Annotated in this window: 19 protein-coding genes and 1 tRNA gene; 14 read left to right on the forward strand and 6 right to left on the reverse strand. The window is 61.1% G+C overall.

All coding sequences use genetic code 11. From position 1 onward, the window contains the following. Positions 1-1,354 precede the first annotated feature (1,354 nt). The 3 genes from CKW29_RS01335 to CKW29_RS01345 all read left to right on the forward strand — a co-directional run bounded on the left by CKW29_RS01335 (position 1,355) and on the right by CKW29_RS01345 (position 5,101). Complete coding sequence (locus CKW29_RS01335; protein WP_095147774.1) at positions 1,355-2,311, forward strand: universal stress protein; 957 nt, start codon at positions 1,355-1,357, stop codon at positions 2,309-2,311. A 284-nt stretch (positions 2,312-2,595) separates the two neighbouring features. Next, positions 2,596-2,976 (forward strand): RidA family protein, encoded by a 381-nt coding sequence (locus CKW29_RS01340; RefSeq protein ID WP_095144285.1) that lies wholly within the window; start codon positions 2,596-2,598, stop codon positions 2,974-2,976. A gap of 124 nt (positions 2,977-3,100) precedes the next feature. Next, entirely contained in the window at positions 3,101-5,101 is a 2,001-nt protein-coding gene (locus tag CKW29_RS01345) for a U32 family peptidase (protein ID WP_095147775.1), read from the forward strand. Between the two features lie 309 nt (positions 5,102-5,410). Here CKW29_RS01345 and CKW29_RS01350 read toward each other — a convergent pair. Beyond that, a tRNA-Gln gene (locus tag CKW29_RS01350) sits at positions 5,411-5,485 on the reverse strand. Between the two features lie 366 nt (positions 5,486-5,851). Here CKW29_RS01350 and CKW29_RS01355 point away from each other — a divergent pair. After that, positions 5,852-6,511, forward strand: a complete 660-nt coding sequence (locus tag CKW29_RS01355; RefSeq protein WP_095144287.1) for an MliC family protein — start codon at positions 5,852-5,854, stop codon at positions 6,509-6,511. Between the two features lie 22 nt (positions 6,512-6,533). On the opposite strand, the gene CKW29_RS01360 is transcribed toward CKW29_RS01355, so the two are convergent. From CKW29_RS01360 to CKW29_RS01370, 3 genes are all read right to left on the reverse strand, one after another. Then, positions 6,534-7,235 (reverse strand): alpha/beta hydrolase, encoded by a 702-nt coding sequence (locus tag CKW29_RS01360; protein ID WP_095144288.1) that lies wholly within the window; start codon positions 7,233-7,235, stop codon positions 6,534-6,536. Between the two features lie 121 nt (positions 7,236-7,356). Then, complete coding sequence (locus CKW29_RS01365; protein ID WP_095144289.1) at positions 7,357-7,986, reverse strand: DUF5074 domain-containing protein; 630 nt, start codon at positions 7,984-7,986, stop codon at positions 7,357-7,359. Positions 7,987-8,019: 33 nt separating this feature from the next. Next, positions 8,020-9,240, reverse strand: coding sequence for an HTH domain-containing protein (locus CKW29_RS01370; protein WP_095147776.1), 1,221 nt, complete (start codon positions 9,238-9,240; stop codon positions 8,020-8,022). Positions 9,241-9,371: 131 nt separating this feature from the next. Between CKW29_RS01370 and CKW29_RS01375 the strand changes: the two genes are divergently transcribed. Then, a complete protein-coding gene (locus CKW29_RS01375; RefSeq protein ID WP_095144291.1) occupies positions 9,372-9,563 on the forward strand; it encodes a hypothetical protein in 192 nt (63 codons plus the stop codon). 60 nt (positions 9,564-9,623) lie between these two features. Here the strand turns inward: CKW29_RS01375 and CKW29_RS01380 are convergent, their stop codons facing one another. Continuing rightward, positions 9,624-9,977, reverse strand: a complete 354-nt coding sequence (locus CKW29_RS01380) for a DUF1428 domain-containing protein (protein WP_095144292.1) — start codon at positions 9,975-9,977, stop codon at positions 9,624-9,626. A 330-nt stretch (positions 9,978-10,307) separates the two neighbouring features. Between CKW29_RS01380 and CKW29_RS01385 the strand changes: the two genes are divergently transcribed. Continuing rightward, positions 10,308-11,291 carry a zinc-dependent alcohol dehydrogenase family protein gene (locus CKW29_RS01385; RefSeq protein ID WP_095144293.1) on the forward strand — a complete coding sequence of 328 codons (984 nt, stop codon included), beginning with the start codon at positions 10,308-10,310 and terminating at the stop codon, positions 11,289-11,291. A gap of 57 nt (positions 11,292-11,348) precedes the next feature. Here CKW29_RS01385 and xerC read toward each other — a convergent pair whose 3' ends face one another. After that, a complete protein-coding gene (gene xerC / locus CKW29_RS01390; RefSeq protein WP_095144294.1) occupies positions 11,349-12,263 on the reverse strand; it encodes a tyrosine recombinase XerC in 915 nt (304 codons plus the stop codon). A gap of 465 nt (positions 12,264-12,728) precedes the next feature. On the opposite strand from xerC, the gene arnB reads away from it, so the two are divergent. From arnB to CKW29_RS01430, 8 genes are read left to right on the forward strand one after another with little or no spacing between them, the layout of a single operon-like run. Then, positions 12,729-13,877 (forward strand): UDP-4-amino-4-deoxy-L-arabinose aminotransferase, encoded by a 1,149-nt coding sequence (arnB, locus tag CKW29_RS01395; RefSeq protein WP_095144477.1) that lies wholly within the window; start codon positions 12,729-12,731, stop codon positions 13,875-13,877. Then, the gene (gene arnC, locus CKW29_RS01400) at positions 13,874-14,887 is read left to right on the forward strand and encodes an undecaprenyl-phosphate 4-deoxy-4-formamido-L-arabinose transferase (RefSeq protein WP_095147777.1); all 1,014 of its coding nucleotides are present in this window, start codon (positions 13,874-13,876) and stop codon (positions 14,885-14,887) included. The genes arnB and arnC overlap by 4 nt, the downstream gene beginning before the upstream one ends. A gap of 2 nt (positions 14,888-14,889) precedes the next feature. Beyond that, positions 14,890-16,881, forward strand: coding sequence for a bifunctional UDP-4-amino-4-deoxy-L-arabinose formyltransferase/UDP-glucuronic acid oxidase ArnA (arnA, locus tag CKW29_RS01405; RefSeq protein WP_095147778.1), 1,992 nt, complete (start codon positions 14,890-14,892; stop codon positions 16,879-16,881). Continuing rightward, on the forward strand, positions 16,881-17,765 hold the full coding sequence (gene arnD / locus CKW29_RS01410) for a 4-deoxy-4-formamido-L-arabinose-phosphoundecaprenol deformylase (RefSeq protein ID WP_095147779.1): 885 nt from the start codon (positions 16,881-16,883) through the stop codon (positions 17,763-17,765). Before arnA ends, arnD begins: the two co-directional genes overlap by 1 nt. Continuing rightward, positions 17,762-19,408: a lipid IV(A) 4-amino-4-deoxy-L-arabinosyltransferase gene (arnT, locus tag CKW29_RS01415; RefSeq protein ID WP_095147780.1), complete on the forward strand. Its 1,647-nt coding sequence runs from the start codon at positions 17,762-17,764 to the stop codon at positions 19,406-19,408. Before arnD ends, arnT begins: the two co-directional genes overlap by 4 nt. Further along, positions 19,405-19,749 carry a 4-amino-4-deoxy-L-arabinose-phosphoundecaprenol flippase subunit ArnE gene (gene arnE, locus CKW29_RS01420; RefSeq protein WP_095144299.1) on the forward strand — a complete coding sequence of 115 codons (345 nt, stop codon included), beginning with the start codon at positions 19,405-19,407 and terminating at the stop codon, positions 19,747-19,749. The genes arnT and arnE overlap by 4 nt, the downstream gene beginning before the upstream one ends. Next, positions 19,746-20,159, forward strand: a complete 414-nt coding sequence (gene arnF, locus CKW29_RS01425; RefSeq protein WP_095144300.1) for a 4-amino-4-deoxy-L-arabinose-phosphoundecaprenol flippase subunit ArnF — start codon at positions 19,746-19,748, stop codon at positions 20,157-20,159. Before arnE ends, arnF begins: the two co-directional genes overlap by 4 nt. Then, entirely contained in the window at positions 20,156-21,547 is a 1,392-nt protein-coding gene (locus tag CKW29_RS01430; protein WP_095144301.1) for a UDP-glucose/GDP-mannose dehydrogenase family protein, read from the forward strand. The genes arnF and CKW29_RS01430 overlap by 4 nt, the downstream gene beginning before the upstream one ends. Positions 21,548-21,576: the final 29 nt, after the last annotated feature.

Raw genomic sequence — 21,576 nt, forward strand, 5'->3', positions numbered from 1 at the left:
TAGCACTGTCCCACGCCTCACTTCAGGCCATATTCCTACGTAACAACATCTGTGTACCTAGGAACCGACCCAAAGCCTTGTATGAATTTTCGTACCCATCTTGAGTCCACACGCTGAACGAACCCCATGAAAGACAAGATATCGTTCGAGCACCGTGAACGAGCCAAGCGTTATCTTGCTCAGGGCACGATTGAATTGTGGGGTAACGCACGAACTCACGAAGTAACCGTCCGCTCCTCGTTTGTTGCTTGCGCCTAAGCGGATGTGGGATAGCAAAGAATGGGGGATATGCGTGCAGACGAAAGCGAAACATACCATCCGCCGAACGGGCGATGGCATTGGGATTATGCCTTCCAGGTTTCACGTGGGATGCGTGCTTTGGGAACGACGGCGATGTCTGAATTTACCCAGACCGAATTAGTCGAGAGCATCACGGAGAGTTGACGGTGGTCGGCGCAGTGTTGGCTGTAAAGCCTTTGCAATGACCTACAAAACGGAACTATTTTTGCTAACACACGACGAGTTGGTGAACATTTTGGTAAACCACAAGGACGGTTACAGGGCCTTGGAACATCTTCTTGAATCAGTCCCAGTCACCAAGCCTGATCTCTAGGGCATGGTGCTGATAGACGAGGTCAAATGGCGTTCCTGTTTCTGTATTTCCCAGGTTTCCGTGAAGAACCAAAGAATTGAATCTGCATCGGGTGCCACGACGAACTATCGGGAGCGGTATTTTCTCATCAGATCGAATGGGGTTTATTCAACGCGCCCTTAGATAAAAACGAACTAACCAAACAGACCAACTGCCTAAGTTTTAAACAGAAGATCCGCCATACTCAACCATTGAACTTGGCGCACAGAAAGTGCGTCACCGAACAATTTTGTTCTTGTCTGAACGATCGAAGCATCTACCAGGATGAGGTATTTGCGCGAGTATTAAGCGTGAGTGGGCGAGAGATTTAAAGCAATACTCATGCCCGTTCTTTGCCGGCAGCAGTAACCGGCAAGAAGTAACGCAACACCACCGGCATAAAGTGTACCGGCCGCGTTACAACTCTTTCTTCTCAATGTAGATGCAATAGAAAAAAACGCCAGCGATTGGAGAGTCGGATTACGTAGTTTTTGGTCAACTAACGACTGTTACGTTTTTATTACTACTCGACTCAGGCGTCAATAATGGGCTCCCGAGGGCAGGGTCGATTCCAGCTGTCGCGCTCATGCTGTCGGTCACTGCTGTTCCAACTGACGGGCGGTCGAGGGTTGGACAATCGCCGTGCATCCGCCCGAAGAATCACAGGCCAAGAGCACCCACTCTGCCTACATGAAATCAGTATTCACGCACAGGAGTACGCCCATGCACACCATTCGCAATACCTTGGTGGTAGTGGATTTTCAGCAGTCCAGGGATCTGATCCTGAACAGAGCTAAAATGATTGCCAACGCCACCCGCTCGCACCTGCATCTGCTGAGTTGCGGCAAGGAACACCACCATCGCACCCACCTGAACGACATTCAAGGCACCCTGGTACAGGAGGGTTATAGCGTCAGTACCGAGCAGGCCTGGCATGGGAGCACCCACAAGACCATCATCACCGCCCAACAGAAAGAGGGCTGTGGCCTGGTGATCAAGCAGCACGTTACCGACACCCCGCTGAGGAAGGCCCTTCTCACCCCTGAAGACTGGAAGCTGTTGCGATACTGCCCCAGCCCGGTGCTGATAGTAAAAACTGAAAGAACATGGACCGGTGGCACCATTCTCGCCGCTATTGATGCTGGCAACAGTGATATTGAGCATCGCGTCCTGCATTCCGGCATCGTCAGCCACGGCTACGACATCGCCGCACTGGCGCGCGGCACCCTGCACATAATGAGCGCGCACCCCTACCCCATGCTCTCGGCAGTTGATGCCGTATTCCAACTCAAGGAGAGTATCCAGGCGCTCTATCGCGAACGGTGCAAGACATTTCAGGCCGAATTCGACATCAGCGACGAGTGCCTGCACATTGAAGAAGGCTCAGCCGACGTGCTGATACCGTACATCGCACACAAGCTCGAAGCCGCCCTCACAGTGATCGGCAGCGTGGCCCGGAGCGGACTGTCCGGCGCGTTGATCGGTAACACCGCCGAGATGATTCTGGACACCCTGGACAGTGACGTACTGGTGCTCAAGCCGGATGACATCATTACCCATCTGGAAGAATTAGCCGCCCCTCCCACCAGCACATCAGCACATCAGCACATCAGCACATCAGCAGATACTGCGACATCATCTTGGCCGTATCACCATCATAACCATCGACCACATACATAGGAGTAACACCTGATCACGCCCCCCAGATCCGGGCACTTCGATAACAGCTGTTCGCTTCGCCAGGAGCTCGCCGGCCACTGCGCAGAGTTTTTCGACGTGTTGTTCACGTCGAACAGCTCTGGCATGAGATGACCAAACACGGGCTAAACCTCATGTTTGCCAGTCATGTGACCAGCCTGATTGGCAGAATCATCCGATTCAAGGTATTAAAGGCACCCTGCGTCCGGCCACTGACGACGTCATACCGTCCGCCCCCCCTTTACCACCTCAAGCAAGAGATCCCCATGGCAAACCACGACCTGACCTTCATCCCTGATCCCGACGCGGACTCCATTTCCTCCGACGTTGTCGGTTTTGCGGGCGTGCTGGTCTCCACGCAGATCCCTACCCGTGCCGACGGCAGCCTGGAGCTGGGCAGCATTACTCAGCAGAGCGAATGCACCCTGCAGGCGCTCAAGGTTGCGCTGGAGCGTGCCGGCAGTTCCATGGACCGGGTGATGCACCTGACCATCTACCTCACCGACATGGCCGATCGCGCCGCGTTCAACGAGGTGTACCAGCGCTTTTTCGCCAAGCCGTGGCCGGTGCGCGCCGCTGTCGGCGTGGCGGCCCTGGCGGTTGAAGGCATGCGCGTGGAAGTCACGGCGATGGCCGCCAAGGGCTGAGTCCGCGGCGTTATCCGGCGGCCACGCTCTGCGAATGGCCGCCACCGGGCAGCATGCGGGTGCCGGTCAAGCGTTTCGCCGCTACAATGCGCGTCTCGACCGTGACAAGCCTGACTAAAAAAATATGTCCCTGCCCAAACATCATCTGGAATTGCTCAGCCCTGCCCGCGACGTGGCCATCGCTCGCGAGGCCATCCTGCATGGCGCCGACGCCGTGTACATCGGGGGCCCGAGCTTCGGCGCGCGCCACAACGCCTGCAACGAGGTGAGCGATATCGCCCAGTTGGTGGAGTTCGCCCGTCGCTACCACGCCCGGGTCTTCACCACCATCAACACGATCCTGCACGACAACGAGCTGGAGCCGGCCCGCAAGCTGATCCACCAACTGTACGATGCCGGCGTCGACGCCCTGATCGTCCAGGATCTGGCCGTGATGGAACTGGACATCCCGCCGATCGAACTGCACGCCAGCACCCAGACCGACATCCGTACCTTGGGGCGGGCGAAGTTCCTCGACCAGGCCGGCTTCTCCCAACTGGTCCTGGCCCGTGAGCTGAACCTGCAGGAAATCCGCTCCATCGCCGACGAGACCGATGCGGCGATCGAGTTCTTTATTCACGGCGCGCTGTGCGTGGCCTTCTCAGGCCAGTGCAACATCTCCCACGCCCAGACCGGCCGTAGCGCCAACCGGGGCGACTGCTCCCAGGCCTGCCGCCTGCCGTACACTCTCAAGGACGAAAAAGGCGGCGTGATCGCCTATGAAAAGCACCTGCTGTCGATGAAGGACAACAACCAGAGCGCTAACATCCGTGCCCTGGTAGAGGCCGGTGTGCGCTCGTTCAAGATCGAGGGTCGCTACAAGGACATGGGCTATGTGAAGAACATCACGGCCTACTACCGCCAGCGCCTGGACGCCGTCCTCGAAGACCGCCCGGACCTGGCCCGCGCGTCCAGCGGCCGCACCGCGCACTTCTTCCTGCCCGATCCGGAGAAGACCTTCCACCGCGGCAGTACCGACTACTTCGTCAGTGAGCGCAAGATCGACATCGGCGCCTTCGACTCGCCGACGTTCACCGGCGTGCCGGTGGGCATCGTGGAGAAGGTCGGCAAGCGCGACCTGCAGGTGATTACCCATGAGCCGCTGTCCAACGGCGACGGCCTCAATGTGCTGGTCAAGCGCGAGGTGGTGGGTTTCCGCGCCAACATCGCCGAGGCCAAGGGCGAGTTTGAAGAGGACGGCGAAAAGCGCTACCGCTACCGCGTCGAACCCAACGAGATGCCGGAGGGCCTGCACCGCCTGGGGCCACGCCACCCGCTGAGCCGTAACCTTGACCACAACTGGCAGCAGGCGTTGCTCAAGACCTCCGCCGAGCGCCGGGTCGGCGTTGCCTGGGTCGCTCGCCTGCGCGAGGAACGCCTGGAACTGACCGCCACCAGCGAGGAAGGCATCAGCGCCGACGTGGCCCTGGACGGTCCGTTCGGCCTCGCCAACAAGCCGGAACAGGCCCTGGAGCAACTGCACGACCTGCTCGGCCAACTGGGCACGACCCAGTACCACGCCACGGACATCAAGCTGGATGCGCCACAGGCGTACTTCATCCCCAATTCGCAGCTCAAGGCATTGCGCCGCGAAGTGATCGAAGCGTTGACCGCGGCCCGTGTCGCGGCTCACCCACGGGGCGGGCGCAAGGCCGAGACCACGCCGCCTCCGGTGTACCCGGAGTCGCACCTGTCGTTCCTGGCCAACGTCTACAACCAGAAGGCTCGCGACTTCTATCACCGCCACGGTGTCGCGCTGATCGATGCGGCCTACGAGGCCCACGAGGAAACCGGCGAGGTGCCGGTGATGATCACCAAGCACTGCCTGCGCTTCTCCTTCAACCTGTGCCCGAAGCAGGCCAAGGGGGTGACTGGTGTGCGCACCAAGGTCGCGCCGATGCAACTGGTGCACGGTGACGAGGTGCTGACGCTGAAGTTCGACTGCAAGCCCTGCGAGATGCATGTGATCGGCAAGATCAAGGGACACATCCTGGGCCTGCCGCAATCGGGTAGCGCGGCGGAACAGGTTGTCGGGCACATCAGCCCCGCCGACTTGCTCAAGACCATCCCGCGCGCACCGCACTGAGTGACCGGCGAGCGCGATGTCAGCTCATCGCGCTCGCCGGCTCAGGCCAATAACAGACGGCTCACATTCCCATGCAGCGCATAGCCGCCCTCTCCCACCTGCACAGGGTGGATGCGGTGTTGAGTTTTGATGAAATGCAGTCGGCACGTTGTCGCGTTCGCGGCAAGCCAGCTGGATGTTGAAACGTCGGGAGTTATGCAGCTGACACGAGAAACACCGGATCGGAGTTGGCGTTCTGTGCAAGGAGAATCGACCAGGCCTCGTGCAATAGCTGCCGAGTGAGATCATATCTGGATGTATATACGAAAATGGCAGGGGCGGCTGGATTCGAACCAACGCATGGCAGGATCAAAACCTGCTGCCTTACCGCTTGGCGACGCCCCTGTATCTGTTGCGATGAGTGACTGGCACTCTCTTCCCGTGGTGACACGCCGCGTAAGGGCCTGTGCAGGAATGCGCGCAAATGTATCAACTTTCGCTTCGCCTGGGAAGAGAAAAAACAAACAAAATGGTTTTAAAACAGACGGTTACTGTTAAGCGGGGTTGAAATTGATCCTTTACTCGGCTTTTTTGCGTTCCCGTGGCCGGTGAAAAGCCCTGAGATTGCCGAGTGCCGCTGCCCGGCGGTCTGGCAAGTTCTGGGTGCTGACATACACTGCGATACACCCCATACGAACGCAGGACGGTTCAACGGATCGATGGATCACGCTGCCAGCCTGGGCATCACGTAATGATCTGAGTGAAGCCAACATGAAAACGCTCACGGCCTTCTGGACAGGTCTCCTCGCAACCAGCCTGTGCGCGGTGACGAGCAACGTTGCCAGTGCGGCAACTCCCGGCCGAGTCTTCCAGACCGGTTTCGACTGCTCCACGGCCACCGCGAAGGTCGAAAAGCTGATCTGCCGCGATCCCCAACTGGCGCGGATGGACGTCGAACTCAGGCGCCTGTACCGACTGGCGCTCACGGATCAGCGCTCAGTACCGCCTCCGGACAAAGTCATGAACGACCAGCAGTTCTGGATCCTGGCCCGTAATCAGTGTGCAACCGACGTGGCACCGAAGGCCTGCACGATCCGCCGCTATGCCGAGCGTGCCTACCAGCTGCGCCAAGGTTCGGCAATCGTCAGGACCAAGGACCCGGACAGATTGACCGAAGGTCCCCTGACCTTTCGGTGTACAGGTCTGAACACGCCGATCGCCGCCACTTTCTTTAATGCCGGGCCCGATGTCGTCTTCCTCAAATGGGCCAACACCTCCGTCACGCTGAGCGAGGTGCCGAGTGATTCGGGGCTGCGCTACAGTGGCAAGGACAGCCTGGGTTACTACAGTTTTTGGCAAACGGATGCGATGGCGGTGTTCCAGAAGCCAGGATCATCCGCCATGAGGTGTACCGTCGAGCCCGCTGGCTGATCTGACGCTAACCACCGTCAACTCACGGGGTCTTGACCGCTTCGCTCGCGGCTTCGTCAATCAACGCGGCGACCTCGGCAGCTCGGGAGGCCAGCGACGCGTGGCTGGCGGCCAGGGTAATCACCTTCCTGGCATTGAGTCGGGCCGACATCATTTTCTGGTTGTCCGGGTGAATCATTCGGTCGTCGCTGGATATCTGGTACCAGGACGGTTTGCTTTTCCACGCGGGGGCCGTGATGGTGTCGCCAAAGGTACTGGCCAGCGGGGCCTTCTGGGTGACCGCCATGACCAGCGCTTCATCGGGCGTCAGATCCTGGCCAAAGCTTTCATGGAACTTCTCGGGCTTGAGCCACAAGAAACCATCGCTGTCAGGCTCAAGGTTGGGTGCCGCAGCGGGCAGGTGTTGCTGGGTCAGGCCGCCTGGGCTTTCGCCGGCATCCGGTGCGAAGGCTGCGATATAGACCAGCCCCACGACATTCGGCAAATTACCCGCTTGCGTGATCACCGCACCGCCATAGGAATGCCCCACCAACAGCACTGGACCGTTCTGCTGCGCGACCATCTTGCGTGTACGCTCGGCATCGTCGGCCAGGGAGGTCAGTGGCATTTCCACTGCGCGTATGGAGGTATAGCCCTTGCGTGCCAGTTCCACGATGACCTTGCCCCAATGCGCTGCGCCGCCCCAGAAACCATGCACCAACACTACCGTAGGTTTATTGCTCATGCGCTGACTCCGATCCGTAATTAGATGTTCAAACCAGATCCACCAGCATAGTGCCCCTTTGTGACATCGGCAGACCGATCAACACTCAGGGGCTCACAAGCAAGCGTGCCCGTTCGTTCATTCATTCGGGCCGGCGCACGACCCTCACCTTGGCGCTGCCACCTCCCCCGCAGAAGAATTGGTGGCCGCCGTCGGATTCCAGCCCCGAGACTCCGACGCCCGCCGGCATTTGCAGGGACTCCTGCATGGCGCCCGTGTGCGGATCGATGCGGCGCAACTCGCTTTCCTCGCCTTCCCAGGTGCCGTGCCAAAGCTCTCCATCCACCCAGGTGACGCCAGTGACAAAGCGATTTGACTCAAGGGTGCGCAGGATCGCGCCGGTGAGCGGGTCGATCTGATGAATCTTGCGGTCCTGGTACTGGCCAACCCAAAGCGTACCCTCGGCCCAGGTCAACCCCGAATTACTGCCGCCCGGGGCCGGGATAGTGCCCAGCACTCGGCCTGTGGCGGGGTCGATCTTGTGGATGAGGTTCTCGGCGATCTGGTACAGGTGCTGGCCGTCGAACGCTGTGCCGGCATCGGCGGCGACGTTGATCGTGCGGGAGGTTTTTGCGCTGGCCGGATCCAGGGCATGGAGCCCGCTGTCGCTGGCAAACCAGATGTGCTGGCCGTCCCAGGTCACGCCATGGACGCTCTTGACGTCGGCAAAGGGTCCGTATTCACGAAGTATGTTGGCGGCTGACTGTTTCATGCTGGCTTCCTCGTCATGGGGTGTGAGTTCAGCCTAATCATTGGCCAGGGGAACGGGGAGTAACAAAGTCGTCGCGAATCCCGGTACCGACGGGATCACCCAGCGCCCCGCTCGCCCGCTACCGAACGACTGCACCCTGCCCTCGGCCGCCAGGGCATCAAGCGCCCGCTGCACCGTGCGTTGACTGCAACCCAGTGCCAGGGCCAGCGCGGAACTCGACCACAACTCACCGTCGGCGAGCAAGGCCAGCACTGCGGTATGGGCGTGCTCCACCGGCCAGGCGAGTATTACGACCTCGCGGGAGCGATGGGGCACCAGGGTAAATCCGCCCTGGGTCGCAGTGACCCCGGCCAACGGCCGCAACAGGGTGCGCAGCCGGCCGATTTCGACCCGCAGCCGTGCGCGATGGGACTCATCGTCCAGCTTCAAGCGAAAGGCCCGGGCGATCAGCGTTGCCCTCGATACCTCACCTGGCCAGGCATGGGCCAATGCCCGTGCCAGCACCAGCAGCACCGGACGCCCGGCCAGGGACACCTGCACGAGCCCGTCACGCACCAGAAACCGCCGGGTATCGACAATCAGCGCGTCCGACAGCAGGAGCCCTTCAATCTCATCGAGCAACAGCAGCCGCTCCTCGCCACGGCAGATCAAGCGAGCGGCGGGAGTATCGAGCAGGAGGATCGCGCTCCGCACCTCCGCGCGCAATGCCGCAATCCCGGCGCACCGGGCCTGGTGTTCAGCCCGTGCCAGCGCGGCGCGCGCGTCCGGTGTCCGCAGTCGCCTGATGGCCACCCCGGCCACGATCAGTTCGTGAATGGTGTTTAACGCCGGGGGCAACCCTCTGGGATCGAGCCCGGCCAGTCGCTGCTCGACCTCGTCCAGGCGACCGATCAGCAGCAGGCGCCGAATCTCCAGATACCGGGCATGCGCCGCGTTGACCCGGTCGCCGTGGTTTTCGAGGGCTCGGCGTGCAGCCTCCAGAGCCTTGACCGGCCAGCCCAGGTCCCGGGAAGCGAAGGCGATTTCCGCCTCGGCGACCACGCAGCGCGCACGGGCCAGGGCTTCTTCGGGCGCGAACGCCCGCGCCGCCCTGCGTACCAACGTCTTGGCCCGGGCGAAATCGCCCAATTGCGCCATCGCAATGCCCCGCAGGGCAAGCGCCGGGGCATCCTCGCGCAAGGCCACATGATCGAGTGCACCAAGGGGGTCTCCCGCCGCCAGCGCACGCGCCGCAGCCGTGATCAACGAATCCATGTGAGCCTCGCCACCGCTGCCACTCCTGCCGTCGAGTGTTCGCTGCCCAGTCTATCTCACCCGCACCAGCCACTGGCGCGTCCACCCAACCCCGTTATAGTTGAGGTGTCCCAAACCACCGGGAGGTGGCCATGCGCAAGATCGTCAGTAAGGAACCATGGTGGGCCGCACCGCCAAAGCCCGGGCAGGATGAGTCCGAGCTGGAATGGGGCTGGCTGGTGACGTACAGCGAAGGCGAGCCGCGCTTCGAGTTTGTGAAAGAGCGGCCGTCCGATAAAGAGATCCGCAACCGCAAGAGTTGTCGGATCACGGTGCAGGAATGAAGGCACGCGGGTCTGCGGACGCGGCAGACCCGCCTGGCATCCTGCTTGCGAGACAGGACACTAGAGGTTCACGATCCGCTGGAATCCGCCAAAGATCATGCGCTGGCCATCAAACGGCATCGCGTTGCCTTCGGCGCGTACCCGGGGATCGGCCATGAACTTTTCCATGCCTTTGTCGCGGGTCTGGCGATCGGGCCAGACGATCCACGAAAAGACCACGGTTTCATCTTCCTTGCGTTTCACCGCCATGGGAAACGAGGTCACCTTGCCTTCGGGGACATCGTCCCCCCAGCACTCGCTGACGTTGAGCGCACCGTTCTCCTTGAAAATCGCCGCCATGAATTCGGCATGCTGGCGGAATCTGTCGCGATTGGCGGTGGGTACGGCGGCAATGAAGCCATCGATGTAGGACATGATCTGCTCCTGATACGGTTGCAGGGGGCGTGCCGGGATTGGCTCGTAAATAGTCGACGGGGCGTTACCAGGATCGACAGCATGAGCGCTGAAGCCGACCAACGGTCATGGCCGCCGGAGTCAGGCTGCCCAGCTTGTTGGACCACCGGGGATGGCGAACGATCCTTCCCCGGGCACTCTGAACGCGCTTCGAGGTCAACCGCTCAGCAGCCCTGAATGGACTGCTGATCACGCTCCGGCAGGCGCTGACCAGGCCGGGCCGGGCACGGTGGTCGGAGGATCTGACCCTGCAGGATGTTTTGTGGGTGACCCAAGAGTGGGAGAGTCGTCATGCGCGCCATGGTTCTGCATACCCCCGGCCAGCCGTTGCAACTGCAGGAGCGACCGATTCCGAAACCCGGCGTGCAGCAACTGCTGATCAAGGTTCAGGCGTGCGGCGTGTGTCGCACCGACCTGCATCTGCTGGACGGCGAGCTACCACAAGCGGTACTGCCGCGGGTGCCTGGGCATGAAATCGTCGGCGAAGTGACGGCTGTGGGGGCTGATGTTCCGCCCGGCTGGATCGGCCTGCGGGTAGGCGTTCCGTGGCTCGGCTGGACCTGCGGCCAGTGCACGTTCTGCACGTCAGGCCGGGAGAACCTCTGCGATCAGGCACAGTTCACCGGTTGTCATCTGGACGGCGGTTACGCCGAGTACACCGTTGCCGACTGGCGCTACTGTTTCCCTATTCCCGAAACACTGTCGGCCACCCATGCCGCACCGCTGCTGTGTGCTGGGCTGATCGGCTTTCGTGCCTTGCAAATGGCCAAGGGTGCCCGCCACCTGGGCCTTTATGGCTTCGGTGCGGCCGCGCACCTGGCGATCCAGGTAGCACGCGGTCGAGGGCAACAGGTGTATGCGTTCACCCGGCCAGATGACAGCGAAGGCCAGGCCTATGCCCGAACCCTGGGAGCCAGGTGGGCCGGCCCCTCGGATCAGCCCCCGCCGCATTTGCTCGATGCCAGCCTGATCTTTGCCCCGGTCGGCGCGCTGGTGCCCCAGGCCCTGGAAGTCACGGCCAAGGGCGGCTGCGTGATTTGCGCCGGGATCCACATGAGCGACATCCCCGGGTTTCCCTATCGGTTGCTGTGGGGCGAGCGCAGCGTCCGGTCAGTGGCGAACCTGACCCGCGAAGACGGTATCGCATTCTTTGAAGAGCTACAGCACACACACGTGCAGTGCGACGTCACCTGGTTTGCCTTGCAGGACGCCAATAACGCGCTAGCGTGCCTGAGGACTGGCCACTTCAAGGGCGCAGTCGTGCTCACCCCCTGATGCCCGCCGCCCGTGGATTGCTGGGGATCGACTGCGACCACATGGGTTTTCAACGACCTACAAGTCGAACCTGTCCACCGCTCGACGCCGTTCGTTATCGTCCCGCACATCGTAGCTGGCGGTGGTCTGGATGTTGGCGTGGTGCGCCAGTTTCTGGGCAATCGACAGGTCGTGCTCTTCGATCACCCGGGTAATGAATGAGCGCCGGAAGTCGTGAGGCATGATCTTGACCCCAACCTGCGCGCCCCGCTGCCGGGCAATGTAGTAGATCGCATGCTTGGTAATGCGCTCGCGGGAGATGTGGCTGCCACGACGGATTCGGTTGAACAGAAACCCGTCGTCTTCCTGCCCCACGGGCAACAACGAACGGCGCAATTCAAGCCAGGCCTCGAGTTTGGTAAACACCCAGCTCGGGGCGTACTTGATTAACTGTTTATTGCCCTTGCCCATGACCTGCAGGCTGCGCTCGGAGAAGTCGACCTGTGCCAGGTCCAGGTTCACCGACTCTGACTTGCGCATCCCCGAACCGTACAGAATCGCAATGATCGCCGCGTCCCGTAAGCCTTGCGGCCGTGGATCGGCGGCACAGACGGTCATCAGGTCGTGGATCAGCGTGCGTTTGAGGTTGCGCCCTTGAGACAGGCGCGTGCCGGAAATTCCTTTGACGGAGCGCATTTTCAACAACTGTTCCTGACTGATCAGGCTCAGGCGCCAAGCCTCGTTCATTACCCCTCGTAGCGCATTGACGTAGAGCGACGAGGTATTGGGCGCGTAACCGTCATTGCGCAGCGCCGCCACCAGGGCAATCACGTCCTCGGGCTGCAGTTGGTGCCAAGGGATCTCTTCGATGTTCAGCTCGTCGAACCCCAGGCGATCGGCAGCGTCCTGCAGCACGTAACGCAGGGTCTGCTGGCTTGAGGGGGCGAGGCGCTTGAGGTACAGCGTCAGCGGGTTGGGGCGCGGGGCGCTCATATCGGGTAAATCAGACAAGCTGGAGGGGCCTTTGGTGTGAGTTGTTCAGCGGATTTTAGCCTTGTATCGAGGAAGATTAATAATCGAAGTCGACCACCGTAGTGGCTATCGTCGTCTTTTGCCCAGCACAGATGTACGACATTTCTGATTTGAGCACTGTCCGTGGTCGCACCCTGAACATTTGCTGTAAACCTTCACGTTATACGGCTTGCCCACTGTTTTTTCATGTCGTTTTCACAAAATCACGCTTACTCTCAGCACACCCGAAACCCACCACACTCTACCGACAAGTCGCCAATAGCACTGAACAAAGTTAATTAATGTAATTTTCCATGATTGCAGGCCAAACCATTGATAATGTTCGTGTTAATTGATTAATGAATGCACAGAATCATGCACCTGATCGCTTCCGGGTCGGATTCGAAGAACATGACAGTCGCTGACAACTACCGACCCGAGGCCCCCATGAACCAGGATTTTCTGCCCTTTTCTCGCCCAAGTATCGGCGCTGAAGAAATGGCTGCCGTGGAGCAGGTACTGCGCTCTGGCTGGATCACCACCGGACCGAAGAACCAGGAACTTGAGCAGCAGTTTGCCCGGTACGTGGGCTGTGAGCACGCCGTGGCACTGTCGTCGGCCACTGGCGGCATGCATGTCACGCTGCTGGCACTGGGGATCGGCCCCGGCGACGAAGTGATCACGCCCTCGCAGACCTGGGTATCCACCGCCAACATTATCTGTTTGCTGGGCGCAACCCCGGTCTTCGTCGACGTCGACCGAGATACCTTGATGGCCGATGTCGAGGCCATCGCAGCGGCCATTACCCCGCGCACCAAGGCCATTGTCCCGGTGCATTACGCCGGGGCGTCCTTCGACCTCGATCCGCTCTATGCACTGGGAGAGCAGCACGGTATCCCGATCATCGAAGACGCCGCCCATGCGGCCGGCACCCGTTATCGCGGACGTGCCGTAGGGGCCCGGGGCACGGCGATCTTTTCCTTTCACGCCATCAAGAACATGACCTGTGCCGAAGGGGCGATGTTCGTCAGCGACAACAAGGCGCTGGCAGACCGGGTACGCATGCTCAAGTTTCATGGCCTGGGTGTGGACGCTTACGACCGCCTGACCGGCGGCCGCAAGCCTCAGGCCCAGGTCATCGAGCCCGGGTTCAAGTACAACCTGGCCGACATCAATGCCGCCATTGCCCTGGTGCAGCTACAACGCCTGGACGAGATCAACGCCAGGCGCACGACCCTGGCACAAGCCTATCTGCAACGCCTGAAAGCGTTGCCGGTGCAACCGCTGAGTATTCCAGCCTATGCGCAACAGCATGCCTGGCACCTGTTTATCCTGCGCATCGACCCAGAGCGCTGTGGCATGGACCGCGAAACATTCATGCAAGCGTTGCAGGAACAAAACATCGGCACTGGCATCCATTTCATCGCCACGCATTTGCACCCCTACTACCGCCAGCGTTTCCCGGCCATCCACCTGCCCAACACCGAATGGAACTCGGCACGCCTGTGTTCGATCCCGCTGTTCCCCGACATGACCTGCGATGATGCCGAACGCGTCATCGGTGCTATTGAAAACATTCTGGACCCACGCCCTTGAAGCCTTATCCAATTAACTGCGTATCGATCGTCATCCCGGTCTACAACGAACAGGACAGCCTGCCCGAATTGCTGCGTCGCACCGAAGCCGCCTGCCAGCAACTGACCCACGACTACGAAATCGTCATGGTCGACGACGGCAGCCGCGACGACTCGGCACAACTGCTCGAGGAAGAGGCCGGACGCGAAGGCAGCGCCGTGGTGGCCGTCATCCTCAACCGCAACTACGGGCAACACGCCGCGATCATGGCCGGCTTCCAACAGTGCAAGGGCGACCTGGTGATTACCCTTGATGCCGATCTGCAGAACCCGCCGGAAGAAATCCCGCGCCTGGTCGCACAAGCCGAGCTGGGTTACGACGTGGTCGCCACCGTGCGCAACAATCGTCAGGACTCGGCCCTGCGCCGCTATCCGTCGAAGCTGATCAACCTGGCGGTGAAACGTTCTACAGGCGTGGCCATGACCGATTACGGCTGCATGCTGCGGGCGTACCGGCGCACGGTGGTCGACGCCATGCTGGCCTGCCGCGAGCGCAGTACCTTCATACCGATTCTGGCCAACAGCTTTGCCCGCCACACTACCGAGATACCGGTACAGCACGCCGAGCGCGAGCACGGTGAATCGAAGTACAGCCCGATGCGCCTGATCAACCTGATGTTCGACCTGATCACCTGCATGACCACCACCCCGCTACGCTTGCTGAGCATCATCGGCTTCGGCATGGCGGCGCTGGGCATGCTGTTCGCCTTGATGCTGATTGTCCTGCGCCTGGCCTTTGGCGCGCAGTGGGCAGGTGGCGGCACCTTCGTGCTGTTTGCCGTGCTGTTCGTGTTCACCGGTGGCCAGTTCATCGGCATGGGGCTTTTGGGCGAGTACCTGGGGCGCATGTATGGCGACGTCCGGGCCCGTCCGCGGTTCTTCATCGAGAAAGTCCTGCGCCAGCAACCCGCCAGCCCTGCCCCCGCTGTCACTGTCGACGGTTTGACTTCCACCTCTTGCGATCAGGTTTGACCATGAATTCAAAAGCTGTTGTTTTCGCCTACCACGACATCGGCTGTGCGGGCATCCAGGCCCTCCTCGACTCTGGCCTGGAGATTGCCGCGGTGTTCACTCACGCCGACGACCCGAAGGAGAACACCTTCTACGGTTCGGTCGCGCAGTTGTGTGCCCGCCAAGGCATCACGGTGCATGCACCGGAAGACGCCAACCACCCGCTGTGGGTCGAGCGCATCGCCAAGCTCAACCCCGACTACCTGTTCTCCTTCTATTACCGCAACCTGCTGAGCGAAGCCCTGCTGGCCACCGCCCGCAAAGGCGCGTTCAACCTGCACGGCTCGCTCCTGCCTGCATACCGCGGCCGTGCGCCGGCCAACTGGGTGCTGGTCAATGGCGAAACAGAAACCGGCGTAACCCTGCACCGCATGGTCAAGCGTGCGGATGCCGGTGCCATCGTGGCCCAGCAGCCTGTTGCCATCGAGCGCACAGACACCGCCTTGACCCTGCACGGCAAGCTGCGTGACGCGGCCGCAAGCCTGCTGCGTGACACCCTGCCGCCACTGATCCAGGGCAGCATCACTGAAACCGTCCAGGATGAGTCCAGGGCCACGGTGTTCGGTCGCCGCACCCCGGCAGACGGCAAACTGGTCTGGAAAAAACCGGCTGAAGAACTGTTCAACCTGGTTCGTGCCGTTACCCAGCCGTACCCGGGAGCGTTCTGCGACGTCGGCGAGCACAAGCTGATCGTCTGGAGCGCCGAGGTAGCCAAGGGCAATGAAGGCCAGGCACCGGGCCGGGTGATCAGCGTCGACCCGCTGCGCATTGCCTGCGGCGAAGACTCGCTGGTGATCACGTCCGGCCAGCGCAACGATAACGGCCTGTTCCTCAGCGGCCCACAACTGGCCGACGAACTGGGTCTGGTGGATGGTTCCGTGCTGCGTGGCGCCGAGTCAGGCCGTGCCCCGCGTCGTACACGGGTGCTGATCCTGGGGGTCAACGGCTTCATCGGCAACCACCTGTCCGAGCGCCTGCTGCGTGACGGCAAGTACGAGGTGTACGGCCTGGACATCGGCTCCGACGCCATCGAGCGCCTGCGCAGCCATCCGAACTTTCACTATGTCGAAGGCGATATCAGCATTCACTCCGAGTGGATCGAGTACCACATCAAGAAGTGCGACGTGGTGCTGCCACTGGTGGCCATTGCCACCCCCATCGAATACACCCGCAACCCGCTGCGCGTGTTCGAGCTGGACTTCGAAGAGAACCTGAAACTGGTTCGCTACTGCGTCAAGTACAACAAGCGCGTGATCTTCCCTTCGACCTCCGAAGTCTATGGCATGTGCCAGGACCGGAACTTCGATGAAGACACCTCCAACCTGGTGGTCGGCCCGATCAACAAGCAGCGCTGGATCTACTCGGTCTCCAAACAACTGTTGGACCGGGTGATCTGGGCGTATGGCCAGAAAGGCCTGAACTTCACCCTATTCCGCCCGTTCAACTGGATGGGGCCGCGCCTGGACCGCCTGGATTCGGCACGGATCGGCAGTTCCCGGGCGATCACCCAGCTGATTCTCAACCTGGTGGAAGGCACGCCCATCCGCCTGTTCGATGGCGGCGAACAAAAACGCTGCTTCACCGACATCGCCGACGGTGTCGAAGCCCTGGCGCGGATCATCGACAACGAGAACGATGCCTGCAACGGGCAGATCATCAACATCGGCAACCCGGACAACGAAGCCAGTATCCGTCAACTGGGCGAAGAACTGCTGCGGCAGTTCGAGGCCCACCCGCTACGCGCCAACTTCCCTCCGTTCGCCGGTTTCCGCGACGTCGAGAGCAAGGCGTTCTACGGCACCGGCTATCAGGACGTGTCGCACCGCAAGCCCAGCATCCAGAACGCCAAGCGTCTGCTGGACTGGACGCCAACCGTTGAAATGAGCGAAACCATCGGCAACACGCTGGACTTCTTCCTGCGCGAAGCCATGCTCGAAATCGCGGACCAGCGTTGATGCAGGCAGGTCTTCGAATCGATGTCGACACCTACCGGGGTACCCGTGATGGGGTGCCCCGGCTGCTGGACATGCTCGACGAAGCACAGGTCAAGGCGACGTTTTTCTTCAGCGTTGGCCCGGACAACATGGGGCGCCACCTGTGGCGCCTGATCCGCCCGCAGTTTCTCTGGAAGATGCTGCGCTCCAACGCAGCGGGCCTGTACGGGTGGGACATTCTGCTGGCCGGCACCGCCTGGCCGGGCAAGCCCATCGGCCGCGATCTTGGGCACCTGATGCGCCAGACCCTTGCCGCCGGTCACGAGGTAGGGTTGCACGCCTGGGATCACCACGGCTGGCAAGCCAATGCCGGACGCTGGAGCGATGCACAGCTGATTGAGCAGGTTCGCCGGGGCGTAGACACCCTCAGCGATATTCTCGGCCAGACCGTGGACTGTTCCGCTGCTGCCGGATGGCGCGCAGACGAGCGGGTGATCGAGGCCAAGCAGCGCTTTGGCTTTCGCTACAACAGCGACTGCCGCGGGCAGGGCCTGTTCTTGCCGCAGCTGGCTGATGGCAGCCTGGGAACACCACAAATTCCGGTCGGCTTGCCTACCTTCGATGAGGTGGTCGGGCCACACGTGACCGTTGATGGGTTCAACTCATTCATTCTTGACCGGTTCAGCCCTTCCAGGCTGAACGTCTACACGATACATGCAGAAGTAGAAGGGATTCTGATGGCCAACCATTTTCGTCAATTGCTGGTGGATGCACGAACACGCGATATCCGCTTCCAGCCACTGGGTCATTTGTTGCCGGCCGACCCCGCTGTCCTGCCCCGGGGACGCGTGTTGCGCGGTGCGCTGGAAGGTCGTGAAGGCTGGCTGGGAGTGCAGGGACAATGACCAAACGCTGGGCCCTGCCCCTGTTGTTACTGGTGTTCGGCGTGTTTTTCCTGCTGCCGATGGCCACCCATGGCCTGTGGATTCCGGACGAAACCCGTTACGCGCAAATCAGCCAGGAAATGCTGCTGAGCGGCCACTGGGCTTCACCCCACTTCATGGGCATACGGTATTTCGAGAAGCCAGTCGCCGGTTACTGGATGATGGCCATCGGTCAGGCGGTGTTTGGCGACAATCTGTTCGGCGTGCGCGTGGCCTCGGCCTTGAGTACCGGCCTGAGCGTGTTGCTGGCGTATTTCATTGCCCGCCGTTTGTGGAATGATCCGCGCAAGAGCTTCACCTGTGCCCTGCTCTACATGAGCCTGTGCGTGGTGGTCGCCCAAGGCGGGTACGCGAACCTGGACCCGCAGTTCACCTTGTGGGTCAACCTGAGCCTGGTGGCGCTGTGGTTCGCCATCGACAGCCAGGCCCGTCGTGCGCGCCTGGGGTTCTGGGCGCTGTTGGGCCTGGCCTGTGGCATGGGTTTCATGACCAAGGGCTTTCTCGCCTGGCTGTTGCCAGTGCTGATCGCCCTGCCCTACATGGTCTGGCAAAAACGCCTGCGCGAACTGTTGGCCTATGGTTCAGTGGCAATCACGGTGGCCGTGCTGGTCAGCCTGCCCTGGGCCTTGACCGTTCACGCCCAGGAGCCGGACTACTGGCGATTCTTCTTCTGGCACGAGCATATCCGGCGATTTGCCGGCGAAGATGCCCAGCACGCCGCGCCCTGGTGGTACTACCTGCCGTTGCTGGTGGCGTTCAGCCTGCCCTGGGCGGCCCTGCTGCCTGCGGCGCTCAAGCAAGCCTGGCAGAACCGTCGTCAGGCGAGCATTGGCTTCCTGCTGCTCTGGCTGCTGTTGCCGTTGGCGTTTTTCAGCCTGAGCAAGGGTAAGCTGCCGGCCTACATCTTTCCGTGCCTGTTGCCATTGGCCCTGTTGATGGGCCATGTGCTCGTCGATCGCCTCGCGAGCCGGCAGACCCGTGCCATCAGTCTGAACGGTGCGCTGAACCTGGTGCTGGGTGTGCTGGTGCTGATAGCGCTGGTCTACTTTCAATTGAAAAAGCCGCTCTACAGCAACGAGCCCGAGCACTTGGTGCTGGTGTTCATCGCTTTGACCGGCTGGATCCTCGCCAGCGTACTGCAAGCCTTGCGCCCGTTGCAGTGCTGGGCTGCACCGGCCCTGGGCAGTTGGCTGTTCGTGGCGCTGATTCCGGCCGCGCTGCCCAACTCGGTGGTCTATAACAAGATGCCGGACCAATTCATCATCGATCACGCCCAGGAACTTGGCCAGGCCAGTCGCTTGCTGAGCAATGACCTGGGCGCCGCCTCGGCCCTGGCCTGGCGACTCAAGCGTCCGGACGTGGCGTTGTACAACACCGTAGGCGAAGTGAAATATGGCCTGGCTTATCCTGACACCCTGCATCGCCGGGTCGACTTTCTCAAGGTCCCCCAATGGATGACCGAAGCCCGCCAGCAGGGTTCGGTAGGCGTGGTGATGCGAATCAATGGCCAGGAGCACTACGAAATCGACATGTTGCCCCAGGACTTCAAGCGTTATGACCAAGGCAATCTGGTGATCCTGATCTTCCCACAGAGCCAGCCATGAGCCTGTTGCTGATCGTGCTTGCCTGCCTGCTGACCTGCCTGGGCCAGGTCGCCCAGAAATATGCGGTGGAAAGCTGGCGTGGCCAGGCATCGGGAGTGCTCGACAAGCTGCGTTCGCCGTGGCTGTGGCTGGCGTTGCTGAGTCTGGGCTGCGGGCTGTTGGTGTGGCTGCTGGTGTTGCAGCGGCTGGACGTCGGCGTCGCCTATCCGATGCTCAGCCTCAATTTCGTACTGATTACCCTGATCGCCCGCTTCGTCTTCCACGAAGCCATTGATCGCCGGCACTGGATCGGCGTGGCCCTGGTGATTGCCGGTGTCGTGCTGCTGGGGAGGCACGCATGAGCCTGGGTCGCGGCATCGGCTTTGCCATGGGCAGCGTACTGCTGGTCAGCGCGGCCCAACTGGGCATGCGCTGGAGCATGAGCCACCTGCCCTTGCCGGCACAGTGGCTGGCGGCATTGAGCAGTGGCACGGTCGACCCGCTGGCAGTCGCCGTGGTGCTGGCCTCGATCATGGCTTACGCACTGTCCATGCTCAGCTGGCTCATGGCCCTGCGTGACCTGCCGCTGGGGCGGGCCTACTCGCTGCTCAGCATCAGTTATGCCCTGGTGTACCTGCTGGCCGCCAGCCTGCCACTGTTCAACGAGCCGTTCAGTCTTTCTAGAACCCTGGGGGTGGCGTTGGTCATCCTCGGGGTCCTCACCATCAACTCTCGCGGTATCCACACCCCAAACGTCAGGAAGACTCCATGAAAATCAGTGTCATTGGTAGTGGCTACGTCGGCCTTGTACAAGCTGCCGTGCTGGCCGAAGTGGGTCACGATGTGGTCTGCATGGACGTCGATCAGCAAAAGATCGCGTTATTGCAACAAGGTCATGTGAGCATTTTCGAACCCGGGCTGGCCAGCCTGGTCCGCGAAGGCCTGGAATGCGGGCGCCTGCAGTTCACCACAGACGAGAAACAGGCGGTCCAGCATGGCCAGGTATTGTTCATTGCCGTGGGTACACCCTCCGGGGAGGATGGCTCGGCCGACTTGCGTTATGTGTTGTCGGTGGGCGACGCCGTGGCCAGGCACCGCGAGCACCCCTTGATCGTGGTGGAAAAATCCACCGTGCCGGTGGGCACTGGCGATACCCTTCGCGCCCATATAGACAGCCGGTTGCACGGCCACGGGCGCATCCTGCAGTTCGATATCGTGTCCAACCCCGAGTTTCTCAAGGAGGGCTCGGCGGTCGCCGACTGCCGCCGTCCGGACCGCATCGTCATCGGTTGCGACAGCGAGGCGGTACGCGAGGTCATGCGTGACCTCTATGCGCCCTTCAACCGCAACCACGACCGCATCATGTTCATGGACCTGCGCAGCGCCGAACTGACCAAGTACGCCGCCAACTGCATGCTGGCGACCAAGATCAGCTTTATCAATCAGATCGCCGAGCTGGCCGAGCACCTGGGCGCGGACATCGAGTCCGTGCGCCTGGGGATAGGCGCCGACCAACGGATCGGCTACCACTTCATCTACCCCGGCTGTGGTTATGGCGGCTCGTGCTTCCCCAAGGACATGCGCGCACTGATCCACAGTGCCGAGCAAGCCAACTGCTCCAGTGACCTATTGCAAGCGGTCGAAGCAATCAACGAGCGTCAGAAACACAAGCTGTTCGAGCGCATCAATGCCTTCTACAACGGTGACCTGGTAGGCAAGACCTTTGCACTGTGGGGACTGGCGTTCAAACCCAACACCGACGACATGCGCGATGCGCCGAGCCGGGTGCTGATGCAGTCGCTCTGGGCAGCAGGCGCGACGGTGCGAGCCTTCGACCCGGAAGCCATGCAGGAGACGCAGAACCTGTACCCGAACGAAGCACGATTGATGCTCATGGGCACCCCGGAATCCGTGCTCAAGGATGCGGACGCATTGATCATCTGCACCGAATGGCAGCAGTTCAAGGCACCGGATTTCGAACTGATCCAGCAGCGCCTCAAGGCACCGGTGATCTTCGACGGACGCAACCTGTATGACGTCGAGCGTCTGGCGCGCAAAGGCTTCCAGTACTTTCCGATGGGCCGGGGCGAGTCGCGTAACCTGCCCGTTTGCGCACAGCCATCGCCTGTGGCTTCAGTCGTGACCGAGAGGACGGCATAGACGCCTACCAGAGGCTGTCGGTACGACAC

The organism is Pseudomonas sp. Irchel s3a18 (assembly GCF_900187535.1).
Lineage (GTDB): Bacteria > Pseudomonadota > Gammaproteobacteria > Pseudomonadales > Pseudomonadaceae > Aquipseudomonas.